Here is a 23,487-nt window from a genome sequence, read left to right on the forward strand (position 1 = left end):
ACGTGCACGACAATGTTTTCCATCCTGCCGTCGCTTGGAAGACTTTCGGCGATGGGACGCTAAAGAGACAGCCCGGCGCCCAAGGCGACGGGCTGTTTTTTTATGATGGGCGCGGTTGATGCTGGTAAAAGAAGCAATAGGCGCAGGTGAAGCCTGTCCAGAGGGCTTTAGCGGCCTTGTCCAAGCAGACGTCGTAGTGAGGGCAATCAAAGTAGCGAACCCCTCGCCCTTCTCGGCAGACTACCGGATGAGGTATCCCCTGCGCGGCAAGGGTATCTTTGGATTGATGAATACCTTTGGTTCGCGGCATACAAGACCTCCTGTGCCTATCAGAATCAAATGCATCATATGACTAATCACGAGCGGGCGGAAAGCAAGAGGGGACTACCTTTCCGTGGGCTGCCGCAATGAGGTGATGCGATGAAGGCGGTGTCACAGCGTCTGAAGAAGATTCGAAACATTGGCATCATAGCTCATATAGACGCCGGAAAGACCACGGTGAGTGAGCGGATTCTTTACTACACCGGGCGATCTCACAAGATCGGAGAAGTCCACGAAGGCACCGCCGTCATGGATTGGATGGAGCAGGAGCAGGAACGGGGTATCACCATCACATCGGCTGTGACCACCTGTGAGTGGAGTGGGCACCAAATACAATTGATCGATACGCCAGGTCACGTGGACTTCACCATTGAAGTGGAAAGATCTCTGCGTGTTCTGGATGGAGCGGTGGCTGTTTTCTGCGCCGTGGGCGGCGTGGAGCCTCAGTCGGAGACGGTTTGGAGGCAGGCGGACAAATACAGAGTTCCCAAGATCGCCTTTGTGAACAAGATGGACCGTATCGGGGCCGACTTCCATCAGGTTCTTGACCAGATGCGGGAAAAGCTTCATGCCAATCCCATTCCCATTCAGATTCCCGTGGGCCGAGAATCGGATTTTCGCGGTGTGGTGGATCTCATTCACATGCGCCAGATTGTCTGGAAAGACGAAACCCTAGGGGCGGAATACACCTACGTGCCTCTGGACACGGCATTGATGAAAGAGGCGGCGGAAGCACGGGACGAGCTTCTGGCGAAGGTGGCCGAAGGGGATGAGGCCCTGATGGAGAAATACCTGGAGGGGCAGGAGATCGAACCGGAGGAAATTCAGAGTGTCTTAAGACGGCTGACCCTGAATTTGGATGCGGTGCCTGTCTTGTGCGGGGCGGCTTTGCGCAACAAAGGCATTCAGCCGCTTTTGGATGCTGTGGTTCATTATCTTCCGTGTCCTTTGGATGTGCCGCCCGTTCAGGGAATCAATCCCATCACACAGGAAACCGTGCAACGTTTAGCCGACGATAATGAACCTCTGGCAGCCTTGGTTTTCAAAATATTCATGGACCAAGGACGCAAGCTCACCTACACACGCATCTATTCCGGAAAACTGCGCGCCGGCGACACTGTGTATAACGCCAGACAAAAAAGTCGGGAAAAATTGTCTCGCATCTTTCGAATGCATGCCAACAAAAGGGAACGGCTGGAAGAAGCGGCTGCCGGAAGCATTGTGGCTTTGATGGGACTGAAGTCGGCGGGGACCGGGGATACTCTATGCGATGAAAAACACCCCATTTTGCTGGAGCCTATCGATATCTACGAGCCGGTTATGGCCGTGGCCGTGGAACCCAAGACACGAGCGGATCAGGAAAAGCTTCCCGATGCCTTGGCCAAACTGGCTGATGAGGATCCTACCTTTCGTTATAAAGAAGATCCGGACACAGGCCAGTTGGTCATTCGAGGCATGGGGGAGCTGCACTTGGAAATCCTCATCAGTCGGTTGCAGCGGGACTACGCGGTGGATGTCAATGCCGGAAAACCTCAGGTGGTGTATCGTGAAACCATTCAAAAGCCGGCCTTGGGTCGAGGAGTGTTTGAAAGGGAAATCGGAGGGACCAAACACTTTGCCGTCGTGGAACTGAATGTGGAACCCAGGGAGCGAGGTAAAGGGAACCGTGTGGAGCATCGAGTCCGGGATGCTTCCATTCCCGAAATATGGTGGCCGGCCGTGGAAGCCGGGATCATGGACGCTTTGACCAGCGGGGAAATCATGGGATACCCTGTGGTGGATGTAGGGGTCACGGTCATCGGGGGTGAACATCGAGAGGGAATGTCTACGGAATTAGCTTACCGCGTGGCCGCCGGCATGGCCTTTCGAGATGCCTTTACGAAAGGGGAACCGCTTTTGCTTGAACCATACATGCGCGTGGAAGTGCTCACTCCCGACGAGTTCCTCGGGGATGTGATCGGAGACCTCAATCTGCGCAAGGCTCGCATTGAAGGCATTACGGCCAAGAAAGGGATTCAGGTGGTGGAAGCCACGGTGGCTTTGTCCAGAATGTTCGGGTATTCTACGGCCTTGCGATCAGCCAGTCAGGGGCGCGCCACTTTTACCATGCAGTTTGAACGGTATGATGCGCTAAGTTCTTAAAAAACCGTTGCCTTTAGGGATATCCCGTGATAAAAACGGCTGTTCATAAGCAAGACGGCAGGCTCACGACATGATCCACCCCCACGACGTGCCGGACGTTGTCGGGGATGATTCCAACGAAAACCCCGCGAGGGTTTTTTTGTTGCTGAAAGGCAGGTGAAATCTGAATGACCGAACCGGAGGCCAGGGAGAGTTTTGAAAAAAAGATCCGCAAGCTGCGCAAGGACTTTCAAAAGAACGTGCAGCCCGTCTTGCGGCGACACAATTATTATCTCTCCAAAGGCGAACGCCGCCGTATCAAGCGGAAGAAAGCCATTAAAAGAATTCAGCGCCGAATGCGTCGTCTTCAGGGCATGTAAGCCCGGAAGCTTCCTTTTGGAGCTAAGACCGTCAAACGGGCCCTGTGGGCCCCGGTCGATGAGCCTGCAGTTTGCCATAAAAAAACCCCGGAATCGATCCGGGGTTTTTTTATGGCTGGACGGCTCCCTTGGCGTTGTGTCCCCGCAGCAGGTCTCAAGCCTGCAGCGGGGGGAGGCGAAAGGGCTCTCTTGCCTAGGGACACCTCTAGATTTTTCCGATGATGTTTCGCGAAATGACCAACCGCATGATTTCATTGGTCCCTTCGTAGATCTGGGTGATCTTGGCGTCACGCAGATGCCGTTCCATGGGGTATTCTTTGCAGTAGCCATACCCACCAAGGATCTGAACTCCTTCAATGGCGGCCCACATGGCCGTATCCGAGGCATACATTTTGGCCATAGCGGCTTCCTTTTCATAGCCCCGTTTGTTTTGTTCCAGCCATGCGGCTCTTAGAGTCAACAGTTCAGCGGCATCCAACTGTGTGGCCATGTCGGCCAATTTCCACTGTATGGCTTGGAAGGAGGCGATGGGTCTTCCGAATTGTTCTCGAGTCTTACTGTAAGCGATGGCCTCTTCCAAAACAGCTCGACCGATTCCGATCGCCTGGGACGCAATGCCGATACGACCGCCGTCCAGGGTGGTGAGCATTTGCTTGAAGCCTTCGCCTTCTTTGCCCAGAAGGTTTTCCTTGGGAATACGGGCGTCCTCAAAGATCAACTCCGCCGTGCCGGAAGCGTTGATCCCCAGTTTTTCTTCCACACGGCCTACACGAAATCCTGGAGTGTTATGGAGATCCACCAAAAAGGAACTGATCCCTTTATAGCCTTTCTCTTTGTCGGTGACCGCGGCCAGAACGCAATAGCGTGCCACGTTTCCATTGGTGATAAATTTCTTTTCGCCGTTAATGACCCATTCATTCCCATCCAAAACAGCGGTTGTGCGCATGCGTGCCGGATCCGAACCCGCGCCGGCCTCGGTGAGTCCGTAGCAGCCCAAGTATTGACCGCTGGCTACGGGTGTTAAAAACTGCTGCTTTTGTTCTTCTGTCCCGTACGTGTAGACGGGAAAATTGTACAAACTGTTGCAGACACTCATGATGACACCGCAAGACGCACAGGCCTTGGAGATTTCGATCATGGCCAGCACATAGCAGATATAGTCCATGCCGGCCCCCCCGTATTCGGGAGGAATGGTAATGCCCATGAGGCCTAATTCGCCCATTTTCTTGACGATTTCTTCGGGATGACGGTGGGTGCGGTCCAATTCGGCGGCCACCGGAGCGATTTCTCGTTCGGCGAACTTACGCGCCATGTCTTGAATCATCTTTTGTTCTTCGGTGAGCTCGAAATGCATCGTTTTGTTCCTCCCGGTCTTTTTAAGCAGTAAAGGAACCCTTGAAGTTGGGTTTTCTCTTTTCCAGGAAGGCTAGAGCGCCCTCTTTGGCGTCTTCGCTGGCAAAGCACAGACCAAAGGCTTCCACTTCCAAGGTGCATCCAGCCTTCAGATCCGCATCGATGCCTCGGTCGATGACGCATTTAACGGCCCTCAAGGCTAAAGCGCTCTTGGACGCCAGAATTTTAGCGGTTTTCATGGTCTCTTCCAAAAGGCTTTCGGGAGGAAACACCTTGGCCACGAGACCCCATTGTAAAGCGGTGGCCGCGTCGATCATTTCTCCCGTCATACACAGTTCCTTGGCTTTGGCTCGTCCCACAAGCCGCGCCAGGCGTTGGGTGCCTCCAAATCCAGGAATAATGCCCAAGTTGATTTCCGGCTGGCCGAACTTGGCTTTTTCCGAAGCGTAGATAAAGTCACAACTCATGGCCAGTTCCAAACCGCCGCCCAAAGCGAAACCGTTCACGCACGCGATCACGGGTTTAGGAAGATCTTCCAAGGAAAAAAACACTTCCTGACCTTTTTGAGCGAAAAGGCGCGCCTGAAGCGCATTCATTTTGGGGAATTCACTGATGTCGGCTCCCGCCACAAAGGCCTTTTCTCCGGCTCCCGTCAGGACCAAAACCCGCAGGGCGTCATCATCACGGACTTGTTCAATGGCGCGTTTGAGTTCCTCTAGGGTTTCGGGGTTGAGGGCGTTGAGGCTTTTGAGGCGGTTGATGGTGACAAGGGCTACCTGATCCTGCACGTCGAAAAGAATGTTCTGAAATGCCATGGCGGGACCTCTCCTTTACAGCGGTTAGCGTTCGATGGTCACGGCACAGCCTTGGCCGCCGCCGATACACAAGGTTGCCAGGCCCTTGCGTGCCTGACGTCTTTTCATCTCATAGAGAAGGGTGGTCAAAATGCGGGCTCCAGAAGCACCGATCGGGTGTCCTAAAGCGATGGCCCCTCCGTTCACATTGACAATGTCAGGGTTCCAACCCATTTCTTTGTTCACGGCCAAAGCTTGGGCGGCAAAGGCTTCATTGGCTTCCACCAGGTCCAGGTCCTGAACGGACCACCCGGCTTTTTCTAAGGCCTTGCGACTGGCAGGAATGGGACCCGTTCCCATGAGAGCCGGATCTACGCCGGCCGACGCGTAAGAGCGGATAACGCCCAGAGGCGTAAGGCCCATGGAGGCCGCCTTCTTTTCGGACATGACAAGGATGATGGCCGCACCGTCATTGATTCCGGAAGCGTTGCCTGCCGTGACCGTACCGTCTTTTTTGAATGCCGGAGGAAGTTTGGCCAGGGCTTCAAGGGTGGTGCCGAACCGAGGATGTTCGTCCGTATCAAACACAACGGGAGCGCCTTTGCGCTGCGGAACTTCTATGGGAACGATTTCTTCTTGGAACCGTCCTGCCTTGATGGCGGCTTCCGCTTTGGTTTGGCTGGCCAAAGCGAAGCGGTCTTGATCTTCTCGACTGAGGCCGTATGTGGCAGCCACGTTTTCCGCCGTGATGCCCATGTGGTACCCGTTGAAGATGTCCCACAAACCATCATGAATCATCAGGTCCAGGAGTTGTCCGTGGCCCATGCGTTGACCCCACCGGGCTTGAGTCAAAGCATAGGGAGCGGCGCTCATGTTTTCGATGCCACCGGCCACGACGACCTCGGCATCTCCTAAAGCCACAGCTTGGGCTGCCAAGATCACCGACTTGAGGCCGGAGGCGCACACTTTATTGATGGTAAAAGCGGGAACTTCCTTGGGAATGCCTGCATGAACGGCGACTTGGCGTGCAGGGTTTTGGCCTTGGGCGGCTTGAAGGACGTTACCCAAAATCACTTCATCCACTTGATTGGGAGAAAGCCCGACACGTGCCAAGGCTTCTTTGAGGGCGACGACGCCGAGCTGGACAGCGGAAATGTTGGCAAGCGATTTTCCAAAAGAACCAACCGGAGTTCGAACAGCACTGACAATAACAGCTTGGTTCATGGGCACCTCCCGAGCGTGGCTTCGCCGCGGCTGAAAGGCGGGATGCACCGCGGCGGGTCGATGATATGTAACCTTTACCTGCCGCCTACCATATACGGGATGCCTTTGAGGTTGTCAAACGCAAGAACATGAATCGGGAACATTCCGGCGCTGGTTGTTTTGCAGTCTAGGGTGTTGCTCATGCAGACGAAGGATTCAAACACCGGGTCCCGGCGGTGGTGCAAGCTCGCCGAGACATAGGCTGCTTCTTTGCGTGGCCGTACAAGTGGCCGTAAATAGGGAGATGGATGAACCCGATTACTTGTTGGATCTCGACGGCAGTTTCGTTTCGGAGTTGTGATACCAGGAGCTGCGAAAAGCAAAGCTGGGGGATCGTGTGCCGTAGAGTTTTTCGGCGAACTGATCCAGGTTATGACGCGGCCCGATGGCGATAAGGGTATCGCCCGCTTGCAAAACTTGCCGAGGCGATGGATTGTAGATCATGGTGCCTTCCGGGCGCTTGATGGCCACGATAATAAGGTTGAAATCGCTACGAATACCGGAATGCATCAAATCTTTTCCATCCATGTAGGCCCCTTCGGGAATGATGAGCTCTTCCATGGACAGTTCCATACCCTCGCTGGAAAGAGCCAGCTCCAGAAAGTCCGTCACTGTGGGACGCAAAATGTTTTGAGCGATGCGCATGGCCCCGGAGGCATAAGGCGAAACGACTCGATCGGCGCCGGCTTTGAGTAGCCTTTTTTCGGTGCCCGAGGAACCGGCTCGGGCACAGATGAAGAGATTTCGGTTGAGATCACGGGCGGTGAGGACGATGAACACATTGTCCGTATCGGTGTGCACCACGGCGACGAGCCCTTTGGCTTGGTGTATTCCGGCGGCGATAAGGTTTTCTTCTTCCTTGGCGTCCGCCACCAAGTAGGGAACCTCCAGGTCTTGCAGATGCTCCACGGCCCCCTCGTCCGTGTCGATAACCACAAGGGGGATGTGGTAGCGAAGCAGCTGATCCACGATGAATCTGCCCATCTGCCCATAACCGCAGATGATGTAATGATCTCTCATGCTTTGAAGTTTTTTCTTCACGCGCCGCCTCCGGTACACTTCCAAAATGTTTCCTTCCGCAAGCATCTGCCCAAAATAGGCGATGTGATAGGCCACCAGACTGACGCCTCCTCCGATAAGCACAATGGTAAAAAGACGGCCCACATTGTCCAGCGGTCGAACCTCGGTGTAGCCAACGGTGGTCAGGGTGATGATGGTCATGTAAAGGGCTTCGATAAAAGTGTAGCCGCAAAGCTCCATGTAACCCAGAGTCCCGAAAGCCACGACCCCAAACAACGAGGCCAGGATCACATAAATCCTTCGGCTTATGATCAAAGGCCCTTGAACCATAGACTTCTCCGGCCGGAGTGCGTTGTCCCGAAAGAATCTTTTGTAGCCTGGAAAAGATCAACCTGTGCCGGCCTATGAAGGGAGTTTCGGCACGACAAAAAAAGCCGCCTCGATCGGCGGCCGATTTTTTTGCATGGGGTGAGTGATCGGACTCGAACCGACAGCCTCTGGGGCCACAACCCAGTGCTCTGACCTGTTGAGCTACACCCACCACAAGGTTTTTTCCCTTTGGAAAGCGCTGGTTTCCTATCATGAACGCCGCCGCATGGGCAAGAAAAAATTTTTTGTTCACTTATTTGCTCAAGTCTTCATCTTCAGATGCCGATACACACTTTGGCAAGTTCCGATGGGGGATGGAGGCCGGCGACCATGGCTTTCACCTTGAGTCATGCCCGAGGAACCGGGTCATAGAATGAAAGGACTTCATGCAGCGTTCAGCCAAAAGGAGGAGGAAAATGAGCATGATGGCGGCAAAAGAGCAGGAGAATGGAAAGATTCGTGAAGGTAAGTACCTCACATTTTCCCTTGGGGGAGAAGAGTACGGCATCGGTATTCTAAAGGTTAAAGAAATTATCGGGATGATGCCCATCACGCCGGTGCCGCAGACCCCGGGTTTCGTCAAGGGGGTCGTCAACCTTCGAGGTAAGGTGATTCCGGTGATCGATTTAAGGCTTAAGTTCGGCATGGAATCCATTGCGTACAATGAACGCACCTGCATCATCGTGGTGGAGGCTTCGGGATTGGCTGCCGGCCGTGTCATGATGGGCCTCGTGGTGGATTCGGTCTCGGAGGTGGTCAATATCAAGGAAGAGGATATTGAAGACACACCCACCTTTGGGACGCGTCTATCCACCGAGTACATTCTTGGCATGGCCAAGGCCGGCGAGTCCGTCAAGATCCTTTTGGATATCGACCGGGTGTTGACGAGTCAAGAGATGACACTACTGGAAAAGGCGGCCTAAGCTCGTTGGTTAGTCAAGAAAGCAAGAGTGCCCGGAGTGAACCGTCCGTCCTCGGTGATCAAGGCGGAAGAATGTCGTTTGCCCGATGAACGGCTTAAGATTTTAAGACGCAGCGTCGGAAAGCTCAAAACAACCAAGCAGACGGAATGACAGGAGAGGAAAATCCCATGCGGACATGGACACTCAAAGGAAAGCTTCTGGTAATCGGCGGAACGTTGGTTTTCTTAAGCCTTACGGCGACGGGATTATTTTCCACATGGGAAGCGGCTTCGGCTTTGCGGGAAGCCGCCGAACAAGCGGCGGTTTCCCAAGCCCAGGGCTTGGCGCAGGTGGTGAACATCGTTCTCGAGGAGGAAATCTGGTCGGCTCGAGCTTTGGCCTCCATTGATACCCTTGGGGCGGCCATGGAAAAAGTCAGCGCCCAGGGACCGGAGGCGGCTCAAGCCGAAATTGCCGCCTTGAATCGGGTACTCCAATCACTTGTTTCAAACATCGGCGACAATTACGAAGGAGTCTTTGTTGCCGACGCCGCCGGGATGATCTATGCCGGAACAACCCCGGATGGAAAGACGGACATTTACAAGGGAGTCAAGATCGCCGAACGGCCCTATTTTCAAAAGGCTAAAGCGGCCGGCACACCGATCATCGGAGAACCGGTGATTTCCAAGGTCTCCAACCAACCTGTGGTGGTCGTAGCGGTGCCTCTCAAGGGCCAAGGGGGCTCCTTTCAGGGTATTCTCGGCCTGACCGCTCGCATTGATTTTCTCATTGAAACCCTCAGCAAAACCAAAGTGGGCAAAACCGGATACGCTTACATGGTAGATCGGCAGGGTATTATCATCTCGCATCCCAGCAAGGATCTCATTCTGAAGCTGGACCTGAACAAAACACCTGGTTTGGAAAACCTGGCCAAAGCCATGGCTGCCGAAACGGCCGGCGTGGTGGACTACGTTTTTAAAGGGGAAAAGAAAATCTCCGGTTATGCTCCCGTCGGCATCAATGGGTGGATGGTTGGAGCGACCCAGCCTGCCTCGGAATTTATTGAACCCGTTCGCCATCAGATCATGGGAATGCTCCCTATCGGTGCGGTGGCGCTTTTGATCACTCTCGGGGTCTTTTACCTGTTTTCGCAAAAGTTGACGGCGCCCATCATGGAATCCGTCGCTGGGATGAGAGAAGGGGCTGACCAGGTGGCGGCGGCCGCCTCGCAAGTTTCCGGAGCGGGCCAGCAGCTGGCGGAAGGTGCCAGTGAACAGGCGGCTTCTTTGGAAGAAACATCGTCGGCCTTGGAAGAAATGGCATCCATGACACGTCAAAATGCCGACAATGCCAACCAAGCCGATGCGATTGTCAAAGCGGCCTTGCGTGACATTCAGGATGCACAGAGGTCCATGGAAGCCTTGATCCAGTCCATGAAGCAGATTGCCTCGGCCAGTGAAGAAACCCAAAAGATCATCAAGACCATCGATGAAATCGCGTTTCAAACCAACTTGTTGGCGCTTAACGCCGCTGTGGAAGCGGCACGGGCCGGAGAAGCCGGAGCCGGGTTTGCCGTGGTGGCCGATGAGGTGCGGAACCTGGCCATGCGCGCCGCCGAGGCTGCTCGAACGACGGCACACCTGATCGAAGATACCGTGAATAAGGTGCACCATGGGGATCGTGCTCTTGGAGAAGCCAACGAAGCTTTCAGCAAAGTGGCCCAGGGATCCAGCCGAATCGGGGAACTGGTTGGAGAAATCGCCGCGGCGTCCGGAGAACAAGCGGAAGGTATCGACCAGGTCAATCGGGCTGTGGCTGAAATGGACAAGGTGGTGCAGAGGAACGCAGCCAATGCGGAGGAATCGGCTTCGGCGGCCGAAGAACTCAACGCCCAGGCTGAACAGATGCGCGAATACGTGACACGCCTGGCAGTTTTGGTGGCAGGTACCGGTGAGGAACAGAGAGTCAAGATCTTTCGAAAGAAAAAGGAAACCAAGGCCTTGGCTTCTACCGTTCATTCAAAGTCCGTGGCCATGGCGGCAAAGCCGACAAGAAAGGCGGGTAACGGCAAGGCTCATGACACCTTGGGAAAGGGTTCCAAAACACCGAAACCGGAAGAACTGATTCCTTTCGATGAAGACTTCAAGGACTTCTAGCCTACCAGGCATGAGCGGGCACCCTCAAGCCCGCATCGCGTCATGGACCGACACTATGTAACCGCGGACCTTCGTATCCGCCAAGCTCCAAGAATTTGTAAGGGCGGACCTTAGTGTTCGCCCAAGTCCCAAGAACCTGCAGGGGCGGACCCGCGTGTCCGCCCCACCTGAATGGAAGAGTCGTGCCCTTTTAAAAAAAGAGCATGTCTCCATTGTCGATTCAGCTTTCAATAAGTTAAGATTTGCAGCACTTTGGGCTTTCACCAACATCACCCAGAAAAAGAATATGTGTTTATGGGGGTTCATGCCTTGTTTCGTCTATCCAAACCCTTACGAATCCCCTTCGCACTCCTGGCCGGAATTTGTGGATTCCTACTGACAGGGTGCGAAAAGGAGCCTATTCGGTTTGGGCTGGCTGGTGTGCTTACGGGTCCCTATGCGGACTTGGGCATTCACGCCAGGAACGGGGCCAGGCTTGCCATAGAAGAGATCAACCGTCGTGGCGGGGTGGGCGGGCGCCACCTCATGCTTCTCGTGCAAAACGATGAAGGGACTCTGGAAGGAGCCAAAAGGGCCAGGGAAACTTTGATTCGGCAGGGAGCTTCGGTCATTATCGGCCATATGTTGAGTACCCAGTGCATGGATGCTCTTCTGACGTCAAACGAGGTGCCCATTCCTCTTGTTTCGCCGGTGGCTTCCAGTCCCCTTTTATCCGGAAAAAAAGACAACTTTTTTCGACTACGACCGGATACAGGATCACCGGCAAGGCTTTTGGCACGCCATTTGGTGTCTCGCGGGCTGAACCGTGCCGGTGTTTTCTTTGACGTCAAGAATCCGAGTTACACGGAACCGTGGGTGGGCGATTTTGCACGAGCTTTGGAAGCTCTGGGTGGAGAAATTGTGTTTACCGAAGGGTTTGATCAACTGGAAGCCGGTTCTGACCTTTCCCTGGCTCGCTCTGTTTTACAGAAAAGCCCCGATGCACTGCTTCTGGTGGCGTCAGCTGAAGAAACGGCTCGTCTGCTGGTGACTTTGCACCGAGTGGGAGTTCAAGCACCTGTTTTCGGCGTGGGATGGGCTCAAACCGATCGTTTGATCGCGCAAGCTGGGCAGGCGGCGGAAGCCATCGTTTTGGCCACAAACGATCCGCCGTTGGAGGAAAAGACCACGGCTCAGGACTTTGTTCGGTCTTACCAAAGGCGGTTTGGCGTATCGCCGGCTTTCGCTGCTGCTCGCAGTTACGATACGGTGCGTTTTCTTGTGCAGGCGTTAGAATCGGTAGGGGGACGTCCAGAAAAGCTTCGCGAGGCCTTGGCTCAGCCCAAAGAATTCGACGGCGTGTTCGGCCGAATGATAATGGATTCCTTCGGCGACGTGCATGCCGAAAGCTATTTGGTGACCGTTCGGGACAGCCGTTTCATCCTTGTCAATCCAGGTGAGACGCTATGAGAGATCGGCCTCTTTTTGTAGTCATTCGAACTTTTTTGCACCGACGGCTTTTGTTCCCTCTGGTGGTGCTGGCTGTGGTCATCACCTGTGCGCTGATTCCATGGCGCCTTGTTCAACTGGAAGAAGAACATAGGCTGGTCAGCTGGGGCGTGGATAGTTATGTGTCGAGCCTTCTTGAAAGTGCCGATGAAAACCTGCGTATGCTTGCCCAATCGGCGCTCGCTATGAACACTTCATACGAGAACAGGGTTTTCCAAGAAATCCCGCTATCCTATCATCGTGTTTTTTTTATTGAGCCGGATTCCTACACGGTCTATCGTCAGGGTCGGCAGGTGCCAACCAAGGAAAGTGTTCCCCCTCCACCTGTCTCTTATTTTCCGGAAATGCATGTATGGCCCATCTATTCAGTGCCCTATTACCGATTTGACCTGAAAGCGGTGACCGTCGCCACCATGATCCCGATCCGAGGGGGCACGGTGGTGGGAGAATTGGATTTGGGGCGTGTCCAAAGGTCGATTGACGCCTATCTTCGAAAGGTTCCTCATAGAATCATCTGGATTACCGACCGGTACGGCAACCTCATCGTGCATCCTGACGGCCGGATGGTGCAGGAACAGGAAAACGTCGGGCACGAACCCCTGGTCGCCCAGGCTCTGGCACACCCTGAAGGAGCCAGGCTTCTTGGAAGATTGGCCGGGACCTTTGTTTACGGCACCAGCTGGCGTATTGATCCCTGGGGATGGGTGGTCCTCGTGGCTTATCCCTTGTTCCCGGCGCTTTACCCCGTCGTGGGGGCCGCCACGATGGGATTTCTCACGTTTTTTGCCTTCTTAGGCCTGGCCCATTGGCGCCTTATGCGGCGGCTGCAGGCGGTCGTCGTGGAGCCTGTGGAGAGCCTCACTGGAGAAGTGCAACGCATGGCCGAGGGCCATATCGGCTTCCAAAGTTCATGGCCTGATTCTAAGGGCACTTTTGCGGAACTTCGGGTTTTTGCAGAACGTTTTCGAGAGATGAGCCGAGCTGTGCAGGAACGTGAAGAAGCTCTGCATCTGCGGCAAAAGGCTTTACTTCAGGTTCAGGAATCTCTGAAGCGCAGTGAAAAGCGATATCGAGAAATTTTGGAAAGTATCGATGAGGCTTATTTTGAGTTGGATGCGGACGGTATTGTCACGTTTCACAACAGTTCCTTTTCACGCTTGTTCGGTCTGGACCCCCCGCCGGCTCACCCCTTTGCCTTATCCGACATGATGCTCCCGGAAACAGCCAAGGCCATGAGGGATTTTTTTCAAGGTGTGGCGGAAGGGCGCCATGTGGGGCAACTTCGAACCTTTGAGTTTTATGACGTACACGGATCCTTAAAAATAGTGGAAATTTCGGCGCGCCCGATGCGTGCTGAAGAAGGATCGGTTTGCGGCGTTCGAGTCATGGCCCGGGATGTTACGGAAAAGATTAAAGCCGAAAAAAGGGCACAGGAACTAGAAAGGATTCTGTCCCATGCTCAAAAAATGGAATCCCTTGGGACGTTGGCCAGTGGTATCGCCCATGAATTCAACAACCTGCTCCAGGCCATGACAGGCTACCTGGAACTTCTGGCTCGACACACGGACCCGGAAGATCGAAAAAGCCGTTGGATCAAGCACGTCCAAGAAGCGGCGAATCGAGGTGCCGAATTGGTCCGGCGCATGCTCTCCTTTGCCCGCCAGGATGACGCCAAACCCGAAGTGGTGGACATCAACAGACTTGTTCACGAGACGCTGACTTTTCTGAGAAGGAACATTCCCCGCTTGATCCGCTTGGAAGAGGACCTTGCCGAGGACCTTCCCGCCATCTATGCCGACCGGCTGCAGTTGGAACAAATCCTCATCAACCTGGTGGTGAACGCGCGGGATGCCATTCCCGAAGGCACGGAAGGCTGTATCCGGGTGAGCACCAGGAGCAGGGAGCCCTCGATTTACGGTGAAGGAGGTGGCATCGTTTTAACGGTTTCCGATACAGGACAAGGAATTCCGGAATCCGTTCAGAGGAGAATTTTCGATCCCTTCTTCACCACCAAAGAACCCGGTAGAGGAACCGGATTGGGGCTGTCCACGGTGTATGGGATTGTGACACGACATGGCGGCTCCATCACCTGCCACAGCCGAGTCGGGCAAGGAACCACGTTTTCCATCACGTTGCCGGCCCATAGTTCTACCAAGGCGATGGAGCAAAAGAGCAAGAGTGATGCAGAGGAAATGAGCGTTTCCAAGAGATCACGGAGCAGGAGAAACGCACGACCCACGGTGCTGGTTGTGGACGATGAAGACGATGTTCGGGACTTGGTTTCAGAAACCCTTTTGGAGGAAGGTTTTCGTGTCTTGACGGCATCGTCTGGCGAAGAGGCTTTAGATGTTCTTGCGAGAAGTGCTGATCTTGTGGACGTCTTGATTCTTGATGAGAACATGCCCGGCATGGGAGGATCCGCATGTTTTTCGAAAGTTCGACATCTCTACCCTGAAGTCGCCGTCATCCTGGCCAGCGGATCCCTGGAAAGCCACTTTGTGGAAAGCCTGGGTATGGCGGAACACGTCGCCTTTCTTTCGAAACCCTACCGACTTGGCGAGTTGTTGGCGGCCATTCAACGTGTCATGGACCATTGACCACTCTATCTTGTGCTTTTCCCTTTTGCCTTATCAAACTCTGGAAATTTACCGATGTCGACAGGAATAATTGATGCTCGTGTGCCACGGAGGCGTTTTCCCTGCGTGACGTCGAGTCGTAAGAGCGAATTGGGATCTGCCTTTTTAAGGGGACGGGCGATGAAGGTAGCCGATTCCAACATCATGTTATCATGCCGTCAAAGTTACGAATCATGGTACGAAAAAACCGAATCCTCAGGGGTGTCCATCTCGTCCGGAAAGGCGGAGGTTCCTTTGGACGATGTTGGGGAGCGTCCGGTTGTTTCTTCTGAGGTCTCAAAGAGGGCAATATCGGCCAATCCAGGGTCCGCGGAGATGCCTTCCCCGGAAGAAAACGACCGGAGCTTTCACATTCGGCTTGTAGAAGCTCAAGTGAAGATACTGACAGGGAAAAAAAGATAAAGATCGTTCCTCTGTCCCTCAAAGAGATGACCTTTTCCGAAGACGGGTGCTGCGGGGAAGCTCGAAATAGGCAAGCATCCAGAATCCTTTTGCATTGGGAAGGGGAGGTGTGGGAGGGGGCTTACGACTCCACGGAGACGTTTTCAGAGTCAGAAAGAGTCGTTGTAGAGCGCAGAAGGAACCATTGAAACCACCGACGGCTTCATCTTTGCCTTTAAGCTTTCCTATTCCCTTTCAAGATCTTTCGCAATGCTCCACTCTTTTCGATTGAGTGGCGGGAATGGTCCCCTATTCGATCTTCTCGTGGTGAACTTTCAAAATGGAACCATTCAGTTCGGCGATAACGCGAGCCCCTTTGATTTAGACGGGCATGGCCTCGTAGAAAGCTTGCCCTTTGTGTCCAAAGGAAAAGACTTTCTTGCTTTGAACAAAAATGATGACGGTCCAACCAACGAAGGACTTGAGCTCTTTGGGCCAAAAACGGGGAATGATTTTTCTGAACTTGCGTTTTCCGACGTTGACGGAAATGGATGGATTGATGAAGCGTATGCCGTGTTTCGACGCTTGAGGCAATGGGTCAGGATCTATCTAGCAAAGATGCCCTTTTGGAGTTATCTGACGTAGATAGCGCTACCATTTTTCTTAGCCGCTTGACTGCAGCGTTTCATTTTATGGCGAAAACACCGAACTCAAAGGCCCCATGAGACGATCCTGCATTTTCATCAGGGATGATCAATACCCAGGACTTATAGAGAAAATGGATCTGGTGGTTTGGAGCAACTTGAAACCTCGTTCGCAATTCCACTTTTGCCAACAGAGTGACTTCTGACATGGCTATGAACCTGTAACCGATTGTTAGCGGTGCCCTCCCCCCCCTTTATGAATGGCATACGTAAACGCCGGCTTGGGCCGACGGGGTTCAAGCTCATTTTGGACAAAAAGGCCGGACCATCTTCGATGAAAATACGTTGTGGCGGCGCATTTCGGCTTCGCCTTCATGCGCCCTACGTTTTTTATCCGACAACAGGGGGCCCGTTTCGGGAGACAATCCCCAGACCCTTATCGTCAAAAGACGAAGAGGCGGCCCGACGTGTCCGTTCCCATGGTCCCGGTTCGGAAAAAAACGGGGCCGCACGCACCCCGATGGGCCCAAACAAGGATGCACCCCCTTCAGTTTTCGACCCCACCCTTTGCTTCTCGGTTGACAAGGCCGGCCCTTCACGATAGGAAGTCTTGCGATGCACAACATGCACAAATCATGTGAGGACTTTGTTTCATGAGTGAACGAAGCCGGTTGTGGACCGCCTCCTCGGTGGTCTTGGGATGTGGGAACACCCTTTTTGGTGATGACGGGTTCGGTCCTGCCGTGGCGGAGGCTCTTGCGGCCCACGGGGAGCTTCCGCGTCATGTGTGTGTGCTGGATGCAGGGACTGCCGCCAGTGATATTTTGTTTGACATGGTGCTTAATCCCCAAAAGCCTGAAACCCTCTATATCGTCGATGCGGTTCAATTGAGCGGTCGAGCGGCGGGAGAAATTTTTTGGCTTTCCCCTGAGGATCTGCCTACGGCCAAGCGCGCGGATTTTCTCATGCATCAGTTTCCGTCGGCGAATCTGTTGCGGGAGCTTGCCGAAGAGGGAGGGGTCAAGGTCATGATTTTGGCGGTGCAAGCCGAAACAATTCCGGATTGTGTGGCACCGGGACTTTCAAAGGCCGTGGCTGAGGCGGTGCCTCGAGCCGTCGAGAAACTTTTGCAAGCCCTGAGGTCGAAAGAACAGAAACTGTCCTAAAGAAAAACTAAGGCAAAGACTGTCGGAGAGATGTCGTGATTGTGGTTCAGATCGGGCGGCTTGCGGAGCAGTTGGGAGTGCATCGCAACACCATTCGCAATTGGATACGAAGCGGGCGACTTCCGGCGCGACGTGTTCCGGGCAAGCGTTATTTAGTAGACGAGGAGGAGTTCCTTAAGCTTTGTCATGCCTATGGTTTGGATGCTTCGGCTTTACAGGTTCGTCAGGTATCGTCGCCTTCGACCTTGCCTTTTGATCCCATGGAAGATGAGGAGGGTGCGGTCCAGTTGGGATCGTGTGCCGGCACACTTCGTTCTTGGATCCCAGGGATCGATGTGTGTCTAAGCTGCGGCAGTTGCGTAGGGGTCTGTCCCATTGCGGGCGTGGACGGCTCTGACCCTCGAAAGATGGTGCGCATGGCGGTTTTGGGTATGGAACGAGAGCTGGGGGAATCTCTCTGGCCCTGGAAGTGTACCCTGTGTGCCAAGTGTGAACAGGTATGCCCAGCGGGTGTCGATATAACGGGTTTCATGATGGCGGTGCGTCGAGCCTGGGATCGGGATCGTATCCCCGGGGCTTTACACAAGGGTGTATTGACTTCGCTGGAGACGGGAAACAACCTGGGAATTCCTCGGGAAGATTTTATCGCCTGTTGCGAAGCTGTGGCTCGTGAATTGGCTGAAACGGAATGTCCGGGGTTTCGGCTTCCTTTAGACCTGAAAGGGGCTCGGCTCCTGGTGACGGTCAATTCCAAGGAGCCCTTTGCGGAACCGTGGCAAATGAGGCATTGGTGGAAGATTTTTTATGCCGCTGAGGAATCCTGGACGCTTACCTCTGAGCACTGGGATGGAGTCCAATGGGGGATCTTTACGGGTGATGATGAAGCGGTGCGGGTATCCGTAGGGCGCGTCGTGGACAATATGCGTCGCCTGGGCTGTGAAGCTTTGCTTCTTCCCGAGTGCGGTCATGCCTATTATGCCTTTCGAATGGCTTTGCAGCGATGGTACGCGGATGAAACCAAACGTTTTCGAGTGCTCACCCTCTTTGATCTCTTGCTGGATTATCTCCAGACGGGACGCATTCATGTTCGATCCGATTGTTTTCCCGGCGTGGTCACCTACCATGATCCTTGCCATTTTACTCGAAAGTCCCTGAAGTTCTTTGGTCAAGCTTATGACGAACAGGCTCGAGACATTCTGCGTCGGTGCTGTGGCGAATTGGTGGAGATGATGCCTAACCGGGAAGATGCTTTCTGTTGTGGTGCCGGCGGGGGGCTTTCGGTTCTGCCGTTTCATGAAGAGCGAGTCTTTTTCGGTCGTTACAAAGCGCGCCAAATTCGAAGAACAGGGGCTCACCTGGTGGTGACCTCCTGCCATACCTGCAGGGATCAAATCCTTAAAAGCCTATGCAAGGAGTACGATTTGTCCGTCAATGTCAAACTCTTGTGGGAACTGGTGGCGGACGCTCTTGTGTTGTCTCAGTCCTCAAACGGTGAGGTGCGCTCATGATTCGCAACAAAGTGGGAGCTGTCTTGGTGCTTGGAGGCGGCATTTCCGGGCTTCAGGCGGCTTTGGATTTAGCCGAAGCCGGCTATTTCGTTTATCTTGCCGAAAAAAGTGGAGCCATCGGCGGCACCATGGCTCGCTTGAATAAGACCTTTCCAACCGACGAATGTGCCATGTGAATCCTGGCACCCAAATTGGTGGAGTGCGGTCGGCACTACAACATTGAATTGATGACCCACGCCCAACTGGAGCGATTGGAAGGCGAGGCCCCGCGGTTTCAAGCTACCTTAAGGCTTCAACCTCGGTACGTGGATTCCAGTCGATGCGTCGCCTGCGGGGAATGTGCTCAAGTGTGCCCTGTTGTCGTGGAGGATCCACGATGCGGTCCTCAAGCTCGACGTTCGGCCGTCTTCCTGAGTTACCCTCAGGCGGTGCCCATGACCTACCAAATCGATTCACGACGCTGCCTGTTTTTGACACAAGGCACCTGTGGAGCGTGTAAGCGGGTATGCCCGGCGGATGCGGTACGATTTGATGATCGAGAACGCTGGGTAACGGTGACGGTGGGATCGGTGATTGTGTCTGCAGGCTTTCAGCCTTATGAGCCAGGCGCTCGAAATCCCTGGGGTTATGGGGTCCATCCCAATGTGGTGACATCGGTGGCCTGGGAGCGAATGCTTTCGGAAGCCGCCTCCCATCGAGCTTCCCTGGTGCGGCCTTCGGATGGAGCCCCCATAAGCAAGGTGGCTTTTGTGCAATGCGTCGGCAGCCGTGACGAAACGGGAAAAGGGCATGCCTACTGTTCGTCCGTGTGTTGCATGACCGCGGTCAAGGAAGCTTCCATGGCCTTGGACTGGAATCCGTCCTTGAACGTTACGGTTTTTTATACGGACATGCGGACAGCCGGGAAAGATTTTGAACGTTATTACAAGGCGATCAATGATCGTGGGGTGCGTTTTATTCCCTACCGTGTGGCGGCCGTGGAACCCGCCGAAGACGGCCATGGCCTTAGAATTGAATTTCCTTCCGAGGACGGCCGGCGTACAAAGCAAGTGTTTGATCTGATCGTCCTTTCGGTTGGAATGCAGGTGCCTTCGGGCACTCAAGAGTTGTGTGCGACATTGGGGATCAAAACGGACCGGCACGGCTTTGTGGACACATCCTCCTTTGAACCTGTGAAAACATCAAGGCCCGGCATTTATGTGTGCGGGGCCCTGGCGGGTCCCAAGGATATCGCCCACGCGGTTCTGGAAGGATCAGCAGCGGCAGCCGCTGCGTCCGTTCCTTTGGCGGATGTGAGAAACAGTCTATCGAGGCTCAAGGATTTTCCTGAAGAACGCTCGGTGGCCGGTGAAGAACCTCGCGTAGGGGTTTTTATTTGCCATTGTGGGTCCAACATCGCAGGTGTGGTGGATGTGGAAGCCCTAGCCGAAATGGCTGCTCGGCTGCCTCACGTGGTCCATGTGGAAAGAAAGCTCTTTGCCTGCGCTCAGGACAGTCAGGATAGGATTCGGCGAAGCATTCGAGACTATCGCCTCAATCGCGTTGTGGTGGCGGCCTGTTCACCGGTGACCCACGAAAACCTCTTCAGAGAAACCCTCAAAAACGCCGGTTTGAACGAATATCTTTTTGAAATGGCCAACATTCGGAATCAAGCCGCGTGGGTTCACGGGCGAGATTCCAAGGCGGCCACCATCAAGGCCGGAGACCTGGTGCGCATGGCTGTGGCTAAAGTTGCTTTACAGGAGCCGTTACCTCCCGTGACGGTGAATGTGAACCCGACCGTCTTGGTGGTGGGCGGCGGCGTGGCCGGGATGACCACCGCGTTGGGTTTGGCGGAACAAGGCTTTCCTGTTCATCTGGTGGAAAAGGGTTCTGAGCTGGGTGGCAATGCACGCCATCTCAACCGCACCTGGAAAGGGGAGGATATTGCCGGCTTTGTGAAGAATCTGGCGGCCAAGGTGAAGTCCCATCCTTATATCAGTGTGTATCTCAAAAGTGAGGTGGTTGCTGCGGAAGGGTTTGTGGGCAATTTTCGGTCGACGATCAAGAAAGGAGGAGCGGCCATCAGCGTCGACCACGGGGTGACGGTCCTGGCTGTGGGCGGCGCGGCTTACAAGCCTAGTGAATACGGGTATTCCGAATCGCAAAGGGTGCTGACGGCCTTGGAATTCGACAAACTATGGGCCGTGGGTGATGAACGGATTACGGGAGCTAAAGGCTTTGTTTTTATTCAATGCGTTGGTTCTCGAGAACCCCAAAGACCTTATTGCTCTCGAGTCTGTTGCACCCATTCCATTCAGGCTGCTATGGAATTGAAGGAGGAGGATCCTTCCCGGGAAATTTACATCCTGTATCGGGACGTGCGTACCTACGGGTTGAGGGAATCGCTTTATCGGCAGGCTCGAGAAAAAGGGGTGATATTCATTAAATATTTCCTGGAGCACAAACCGGTGGTCCGCTTGGGTCCTAACGAGCTTTATGTTCGCATCATGGATCATGTGCTCAAAAGGCCTTTGACCCTCCGTACGGATGTGGTCATTTTAGCGACGGCCATTGTCCCTCATCCTTCCGTGGCTGAATTGGCCCGAATCTATAAGTTACCCTTGAATGCCGACGGCTTTTTTCAAGAAAGCCACGCTAAGCTGAAGCCGGTGGAGTTCTTGACCGAAGGCATTTTTCTGGCCGGTCTTGCCCATGCCCCGAAAGCTCTGGATGAAACCATTGCGCAGGCTCAGGCGGTGACGGCACGTGCCGCCGCCATTTTGGCAACACGCCGAAGATCTTTGGATGCTCTCAAGGCTCATGTGGTGGAGAAAAATTGCGACGGATGCGCTTTATGTCTGGATGTTTGCCCTTACGGGGCCATCCGTTGGCAGGGTCTAGCCCACAAAAGGCAGGAAACCGGAAAGGAGGAACTGCGGATTCCTGAAATCAACCTGGCCTTGTGTAAAGGCTGCGGCATCTGCCAAGCCACCTGCCCTAAAGACGGCATTCGTGTGGCAGGATTCACCGGAAGGCAGTTATCGCGGCAGCTTCAGGCCTTGTTGAGACCCGAAGAAAGCGGAGCAGCGTGATGGCTTTCGTCGCGCAAGGAATCAAAAGCGTCGTTGTTTTTGCCTGTCACTGGTGTGCTTACAGTGCCGCCGATTTGGCCGGTGTTCGTCGCATGGAATATCCGGAATGCGTGCATGTTGTGCGTGTCATGTGTTCCGGAATGGTGCATCCGCAACTGGTCATGGAAGCTTTCTCACTTGGCGCTTCCGGGGTTTTGGTCATGGGGTGTCGACCTGGGGAATGTCACTATAAGGACGGCAACATCAAGGCCGAAGCTCGACGCGTGGTGATTCAGGAAATGATGGAAGCCATGGGGTTGGAGCCGGAACGGTTTCGTGTGGTCTGGTGCGCCTCGTCGGAGGCGGAAAAGTTTGTGGAGGCTTGCCGGGACATGGTGCAAACCCTTCAGAGCCTGGAGGACGGTCAAGGATAGGGAATAGAGCAGGGCGAAGCCATGTGGAAGGATAAAAGTTTTCCCGTTCGTGTTCGTGCACGACGCGTGGACACCAAATGCGGCCTTTTTGGTCACATGACCGTGGATGAGATTCGGGAACGCATTGTTGGGGATCAGCTCAATGTCACCTGTCCCGAATGTGGGGAAATCCACTTAAGCGTGGAAGAAGCGGAAGCGGCTTCGGCAAGGCGAGTTCGTGACTCGACGCGTTTCAGAAGGCTTCTTGAAGAAACCGGCGAAAAAGATCTGGACATTTAAATTTTGAGCCTGCCTGAAAATGCGGCCTGCAGTCTTTACATCCGTTTTTTGAAAAGCCTTCCTACCGATCGCCTGTCCCCGGCGAGGACGCCGTCCTTCCCAAAACGGGGTCCCATGAATGCGGCTTTTCCGAGCTGCTGTCGTTTACGCGTTCGTTGATGAAGCATTGCCCGGTGCACTCCTAGGGGTTAAGGACTTGACAGCGGCGTGATGAGAATTATTTTAAAACCGCAAAGTGACGTTGTAGGTCACTGAAAACTTTAAACAAAGGAGGTATTGGACATGCTCGGATTGGTTCCTCGCACAAGAAGGGAGTCGCTCCTTGCATGGCCCAGAGCCTTCGACTGGATGGACAGGTTCTTTGAGGAAGCTGTGCCTGCCGTGTGGGGCGACGAAAAGGTCCTGATGCCCGCTTTTGACATTTCGGAAACGGAAGACAAGATTGTTGTCAAAGCGGATCTTCCCGGTGTGGATGTGAAAGATCTGGACATCAGCATCACGGACAATGTGCTGACCGTCAAAGGGGAGAAGCGTCAGGAAAAAGAAGAAAAGAGTGAATGCTATCACCGTGTGGAACGCCGCTACGGTTCTTTTGCCCGGTCTTTCACCTTGCCTTCGGAAGTGAAATCCGAGGGTGTGGAGGCGGTCTACAAAGACGGTGTTCTGCGCATCGAGATTCCCAAAGCTGAAGCTTCTCGGCCCAAGAGGATCGAAGTCAAACACTAAGAACTCTCAATGTCTGAGCCCGTCAAGGGTTTCAGGAAGGAAAGCGGGAGGGATTCCTCCCGCTTTTTTTGTCCCAACACTTATGGAAATCCCGAAACCGTTTCGCGGCCCCAGGACGAAAGCTCGAAGATGCAGGCTTGACATGGAATTTGAGTTGTGACAAAAGGTTCATTCGAGGCATTGAGTTTTCCAGCATCCCGGAACACGGTGCAAATCCGTGGCGGTCCCGCCGCTGTGATCGGGGATGAAGGGGCGCAGAGGTTCGAGGGATCGAACCGGTCACTTTCGGGGACCACCCCGAGGGGAAGGCCGCACCTCTTCAGAGGATCCGAGAGCCAGAAGACCTGCTGGAAAACATGAAGCCGGGTCACCGATGGTAAAGGAAGCCCGGAGCAAATCGGCAATCATGCGGATTGGCTCCGGGCTTTTTCTTTGGTCCGCGACCGAGATGCCGGAACGCCAGGAGAACAAAGGAGGAGAACCATGCAGAAAG

General features: G+C 54.1%; 20 protein-coding genes, 1 tRNA gene and 1 riboswitch. Of the genes, 15 read left to right on the forward strand and 6 right to left on the reverse strand.

What is annotated here, in order from left to right; translation table 11 throughout:
* Window positions 1-100 precede the first annotated feature (100 nt).
* Window positions 101-310: a hypothetical protein gene (locus tag WHS46_06975; GenBank protein MEJ5348416.1), complete on the reverse strand. Its 210-nt coding sequence runs from the start codon at window positions 308-310 to the stop codon at window positions 101-103.
* A gap of 110 nt (window positions 311-420) precedes the next feature.
* On the opposite strand from WHS46_06975, the gene fusA reads away from it, so the two are divergent.
* A complete protein-coding gene (gene fusA / locus WHS46_06980; protein MEJ5348417.1) occupies window positions 421-2,463 on the forward strand; it encodes an elongation factor G in 2,043 nt (680 codons plus the stop codon).
* Window positions 2,464-2,630: 167 nt separating this feature from the next.
* Window positions 2,631-2,822, forward strand: a complete 192-nt coding sequence (locus WHS46_06985) for a hypothetical protein (GenBank protein MEJ5348418.1) — start codon at window positions 2,631-2,633, stop codon at window positions 2,820-2,822.
* A 205-nt stretch (window positions 2,823-3,027) separates the two neighbouring features.
* Here the strand turns inward: WHS46_06985 and WHS46_06990 are convergent, their stop codons facing one another.
* From WHS46_06990 to WHS46_07010, 5 genes are all read right to left on the reverse strand, one after another.
* Window positions 3,028-4,176: an acyl-CoA dehydrogenase gene (locus WHS46_06990; GenBank protein ID MEJ5348419.1), complete on the reverse strand. Its 1,149-nt coding sequence runs from the start codon at window positions 4,174-4,176 to the stop codon at window positions 3,028-3,030.
* A 22-nt stretch (window positions 4,177-4,198) separates the two neighbouring features.
* On the reverse strand, window positions 4,199-4,990 hold the full coding sequence (locus tag WHS46_06995) for an enoyl-CoA hydratase-related protein (protein MEJ5348420.1): 792 nt from the start codon (window positions 4,988-4,990) through the stop codon (window positions 4,199-4,201).
* A gap of 24 nt (window positions 4,991-5,014) precedes the next feature.
* Window positions 5,015-6,193, reverse strand: coding sequence for an acetyl-CoA C-acetyltransferase (locus WHS46_07000; protein MEJ5348421.1), 1,179 nt, complete (start codon window positions 6,191-6,193; stop codon window positions 5,015-5,017).
* A 297-nt stretch (window positions 6,194-6,490) separates the two neighbouring features.
* Window positions 6,491-7,582, reverse strand: a complete 1,092-nt coding sequence (locus WHS46_07005) for a potassium channel protein (GenBank protein MEJ5348422.1) — start codon at window positions 7,580-7,582, stop codon at window positions 6,491-6,493.
* Between the two features lie 134 nt (window positions 7,583-7,716).
* Window positions 7,717-7,793 (reverse strand) — tRNA-His (locus WHS46_07010).
* 244 nt (window positions 7,794-8,037) lie between these two features.
* Between WHS46_07010 and WHS46_07015 the strand changes: the two genes are divergently transcribed.
* From WHS46_07015 to WHS46_07075, 13 genes are all read left to right on the forward strand, one after another.
* Window positions 8,038-8,544: a chemotaxis protein CheW gene (locus tag WHS46_07015; GenBank protein MEJ5348423.1), complete on the forward strand. Its 507-nt coding sequence runs from the start codon at window positions 8,038-8,040 to the stop codon at window positions 8,542-8,544.
* Between the two features lie 27 nt (window positions 8,545-8,571).
* On the forward strand, window positions 8,572-8,694 hold the full coding sequence (locus WHS46_07020; GenBank protein MEJ5348424.1) for a hypothetical protein: 123 nt from the start codon (window positions 8,572-8,574) through the stop codon (window positions 8,692-8,694).
* Window positions 8,695-8,711: 17 nt separating this feature from the next.
* Window positions 8,712-10,679 (forward strand): methyl-accepting chemotaxis protein, encoded by a 1,968-nt coding sequence (locus WHS46_07025; protein ID MEJ5348425.1) that lies wholly within the window; start codon window positions 8,712-8,714, stop codon window positions 10,677-10,679.
* A gap of 294 nt (window positions 10,680-10,973) precedes the next feature.
* Complete coding sequence (locus tag WHS46_07030; protein MEJ5348426.1) at window positions 10,974-12,128, forward strand: ABC transporter substrate-binding protein; 1,155 nt, start codon at window positions 10,974-10,976, stop codon at window positions 12,126-12,128.
* The gene (locus tag WHS46_07035) at window positions 12,125-14,764 is read left to right on the forward strand and encodes an ATP-binding protein (GenBank protein ID MEJ5348427.1); all 2,640 of its coding nucleotides are present in this window, start codon (window positions 12,125-12,127) and stop codon (window positions 14,762-14,764) included. The genes WHS46_07030 and WHS46_07035 overlap by 4 nt, the downstream gene beginning before the upstream one ends.
* A gap of 744 nt (window positions 14,765-15,508) precedes the next feature.
* Window positions 15,509-15,829, forward strand: a complete 321-nt coding sequence (locus WHS46_07040) for a hypothetical protein (protein MEJ5348428.1) — start codon at window positions 15,509-15,511, stop codon at window positions 15,827-15,829.
* Between the two features lie 652 nt (window positions 15,830-16,481).
* Entirely contained in the window at window positions 16,482-16,994 is a 513-nt protein-coding gene (locus WHS46_07045; GenBank protein MEJ5348429.1) for a hydrogenase maturation protease, read from the forward strand.
* Between the two features lie 35 nt (window positions 16,995-17,029).
* Window positions 17,030-18,502, forward strand: a complete 1,473-nt coding sequence (locus tag WHS46_07050; GenBank protein ID MEJ5348430.1) for a heterodisulfide reductase-related iron-sulfur binding cluster — start codon at window positions 17,030-17,032, stop codon at window positions 18,500-18,502.
* Window positions 18,499-18,678 carry an FAD-dependent oxidoreductase gene (locus tag WHS46_07055; GenBank protein ID MEJ5348431.1) on the forward strand — a complete coding sequence of 60 codons (180 nt, stop codon included), beginning with the start codon at window positions 18,499-18,501 and terminating at the stop codon, window positions 18,676-18,678. The genes WHS46_07050 and WHS46_07055 overlap by 4 nt, the downstream gene beginning before the upstream one ends.
* An 18-nt stretch (window positions 18,679-18,696) precedes the next feature.
* Window positions 18,697-21,576 carry an FAD-dependent oxidoreductase gene (locus WHS46_07060; protein MEJ5348432.1) on the forward strand — a complete coding sequence of 960 codons (2,880 nt, stop codon included), beginning with the start codon at window positions 18,697-18,699 and terminating at the stop codon, window positions 21,574-21,576.
* Complete coding sequence (locus tag WHS46_07065) at window positions 21,576-21,989, forward strand: hydrogenase iron-sulfur subunit (GenBank protein MEJ5348433.1); 414 nt, start codon at window positions 21,576-21,578, stop codon at window positions 21,987-21,989. The genes WHS46_07060 and WHS46_07065 overlap by 1 nt, the downstream gene beginning before the upstream one ends.
* A gap of 21 nt (window positions 21,990-22,010) precedes the next feature.
* Complete coding sequence (locus WHS46_07070; GenBank protein MEJ5348434.1) at window positions 22,011-22,268, forward strand: hypothetical protein; 258 nt, start codon at window positions 22,011-22,013, stop codon at window positions 22,266-22,268.
* 282 nt (window positions 22,269-22,550) lie between these two features.
* Window positions 22,551-22,994 (forward strand): Hsp20/alpha crystallin family protein, encoded by a 444-nt coding sequence (locus tag WHS46_07075; protein ID MEJ5348435.1) that lies wholly within the window; start codon window positions 22,551-22,553, stop codon window positions 22,992-22,994.
* A 199-nt stretch (window positions 22,995-23,193) separates the two neighbouring features.
* Window positions 23,194-23,338: riboswitch (cobalamin riboswitch) on the forward strand.
* Window positions 23,339-23,487: the final 149 nt, after the last annotated feature.

It is taken from the genome of Desulfosoma sp., assembly GCA_037481875.1.
GTDB lineage: Bacteria > Desulfobacterota > Syntrophobacteria > Syntrophobacterales > DSM-9756 > Desulfosoma.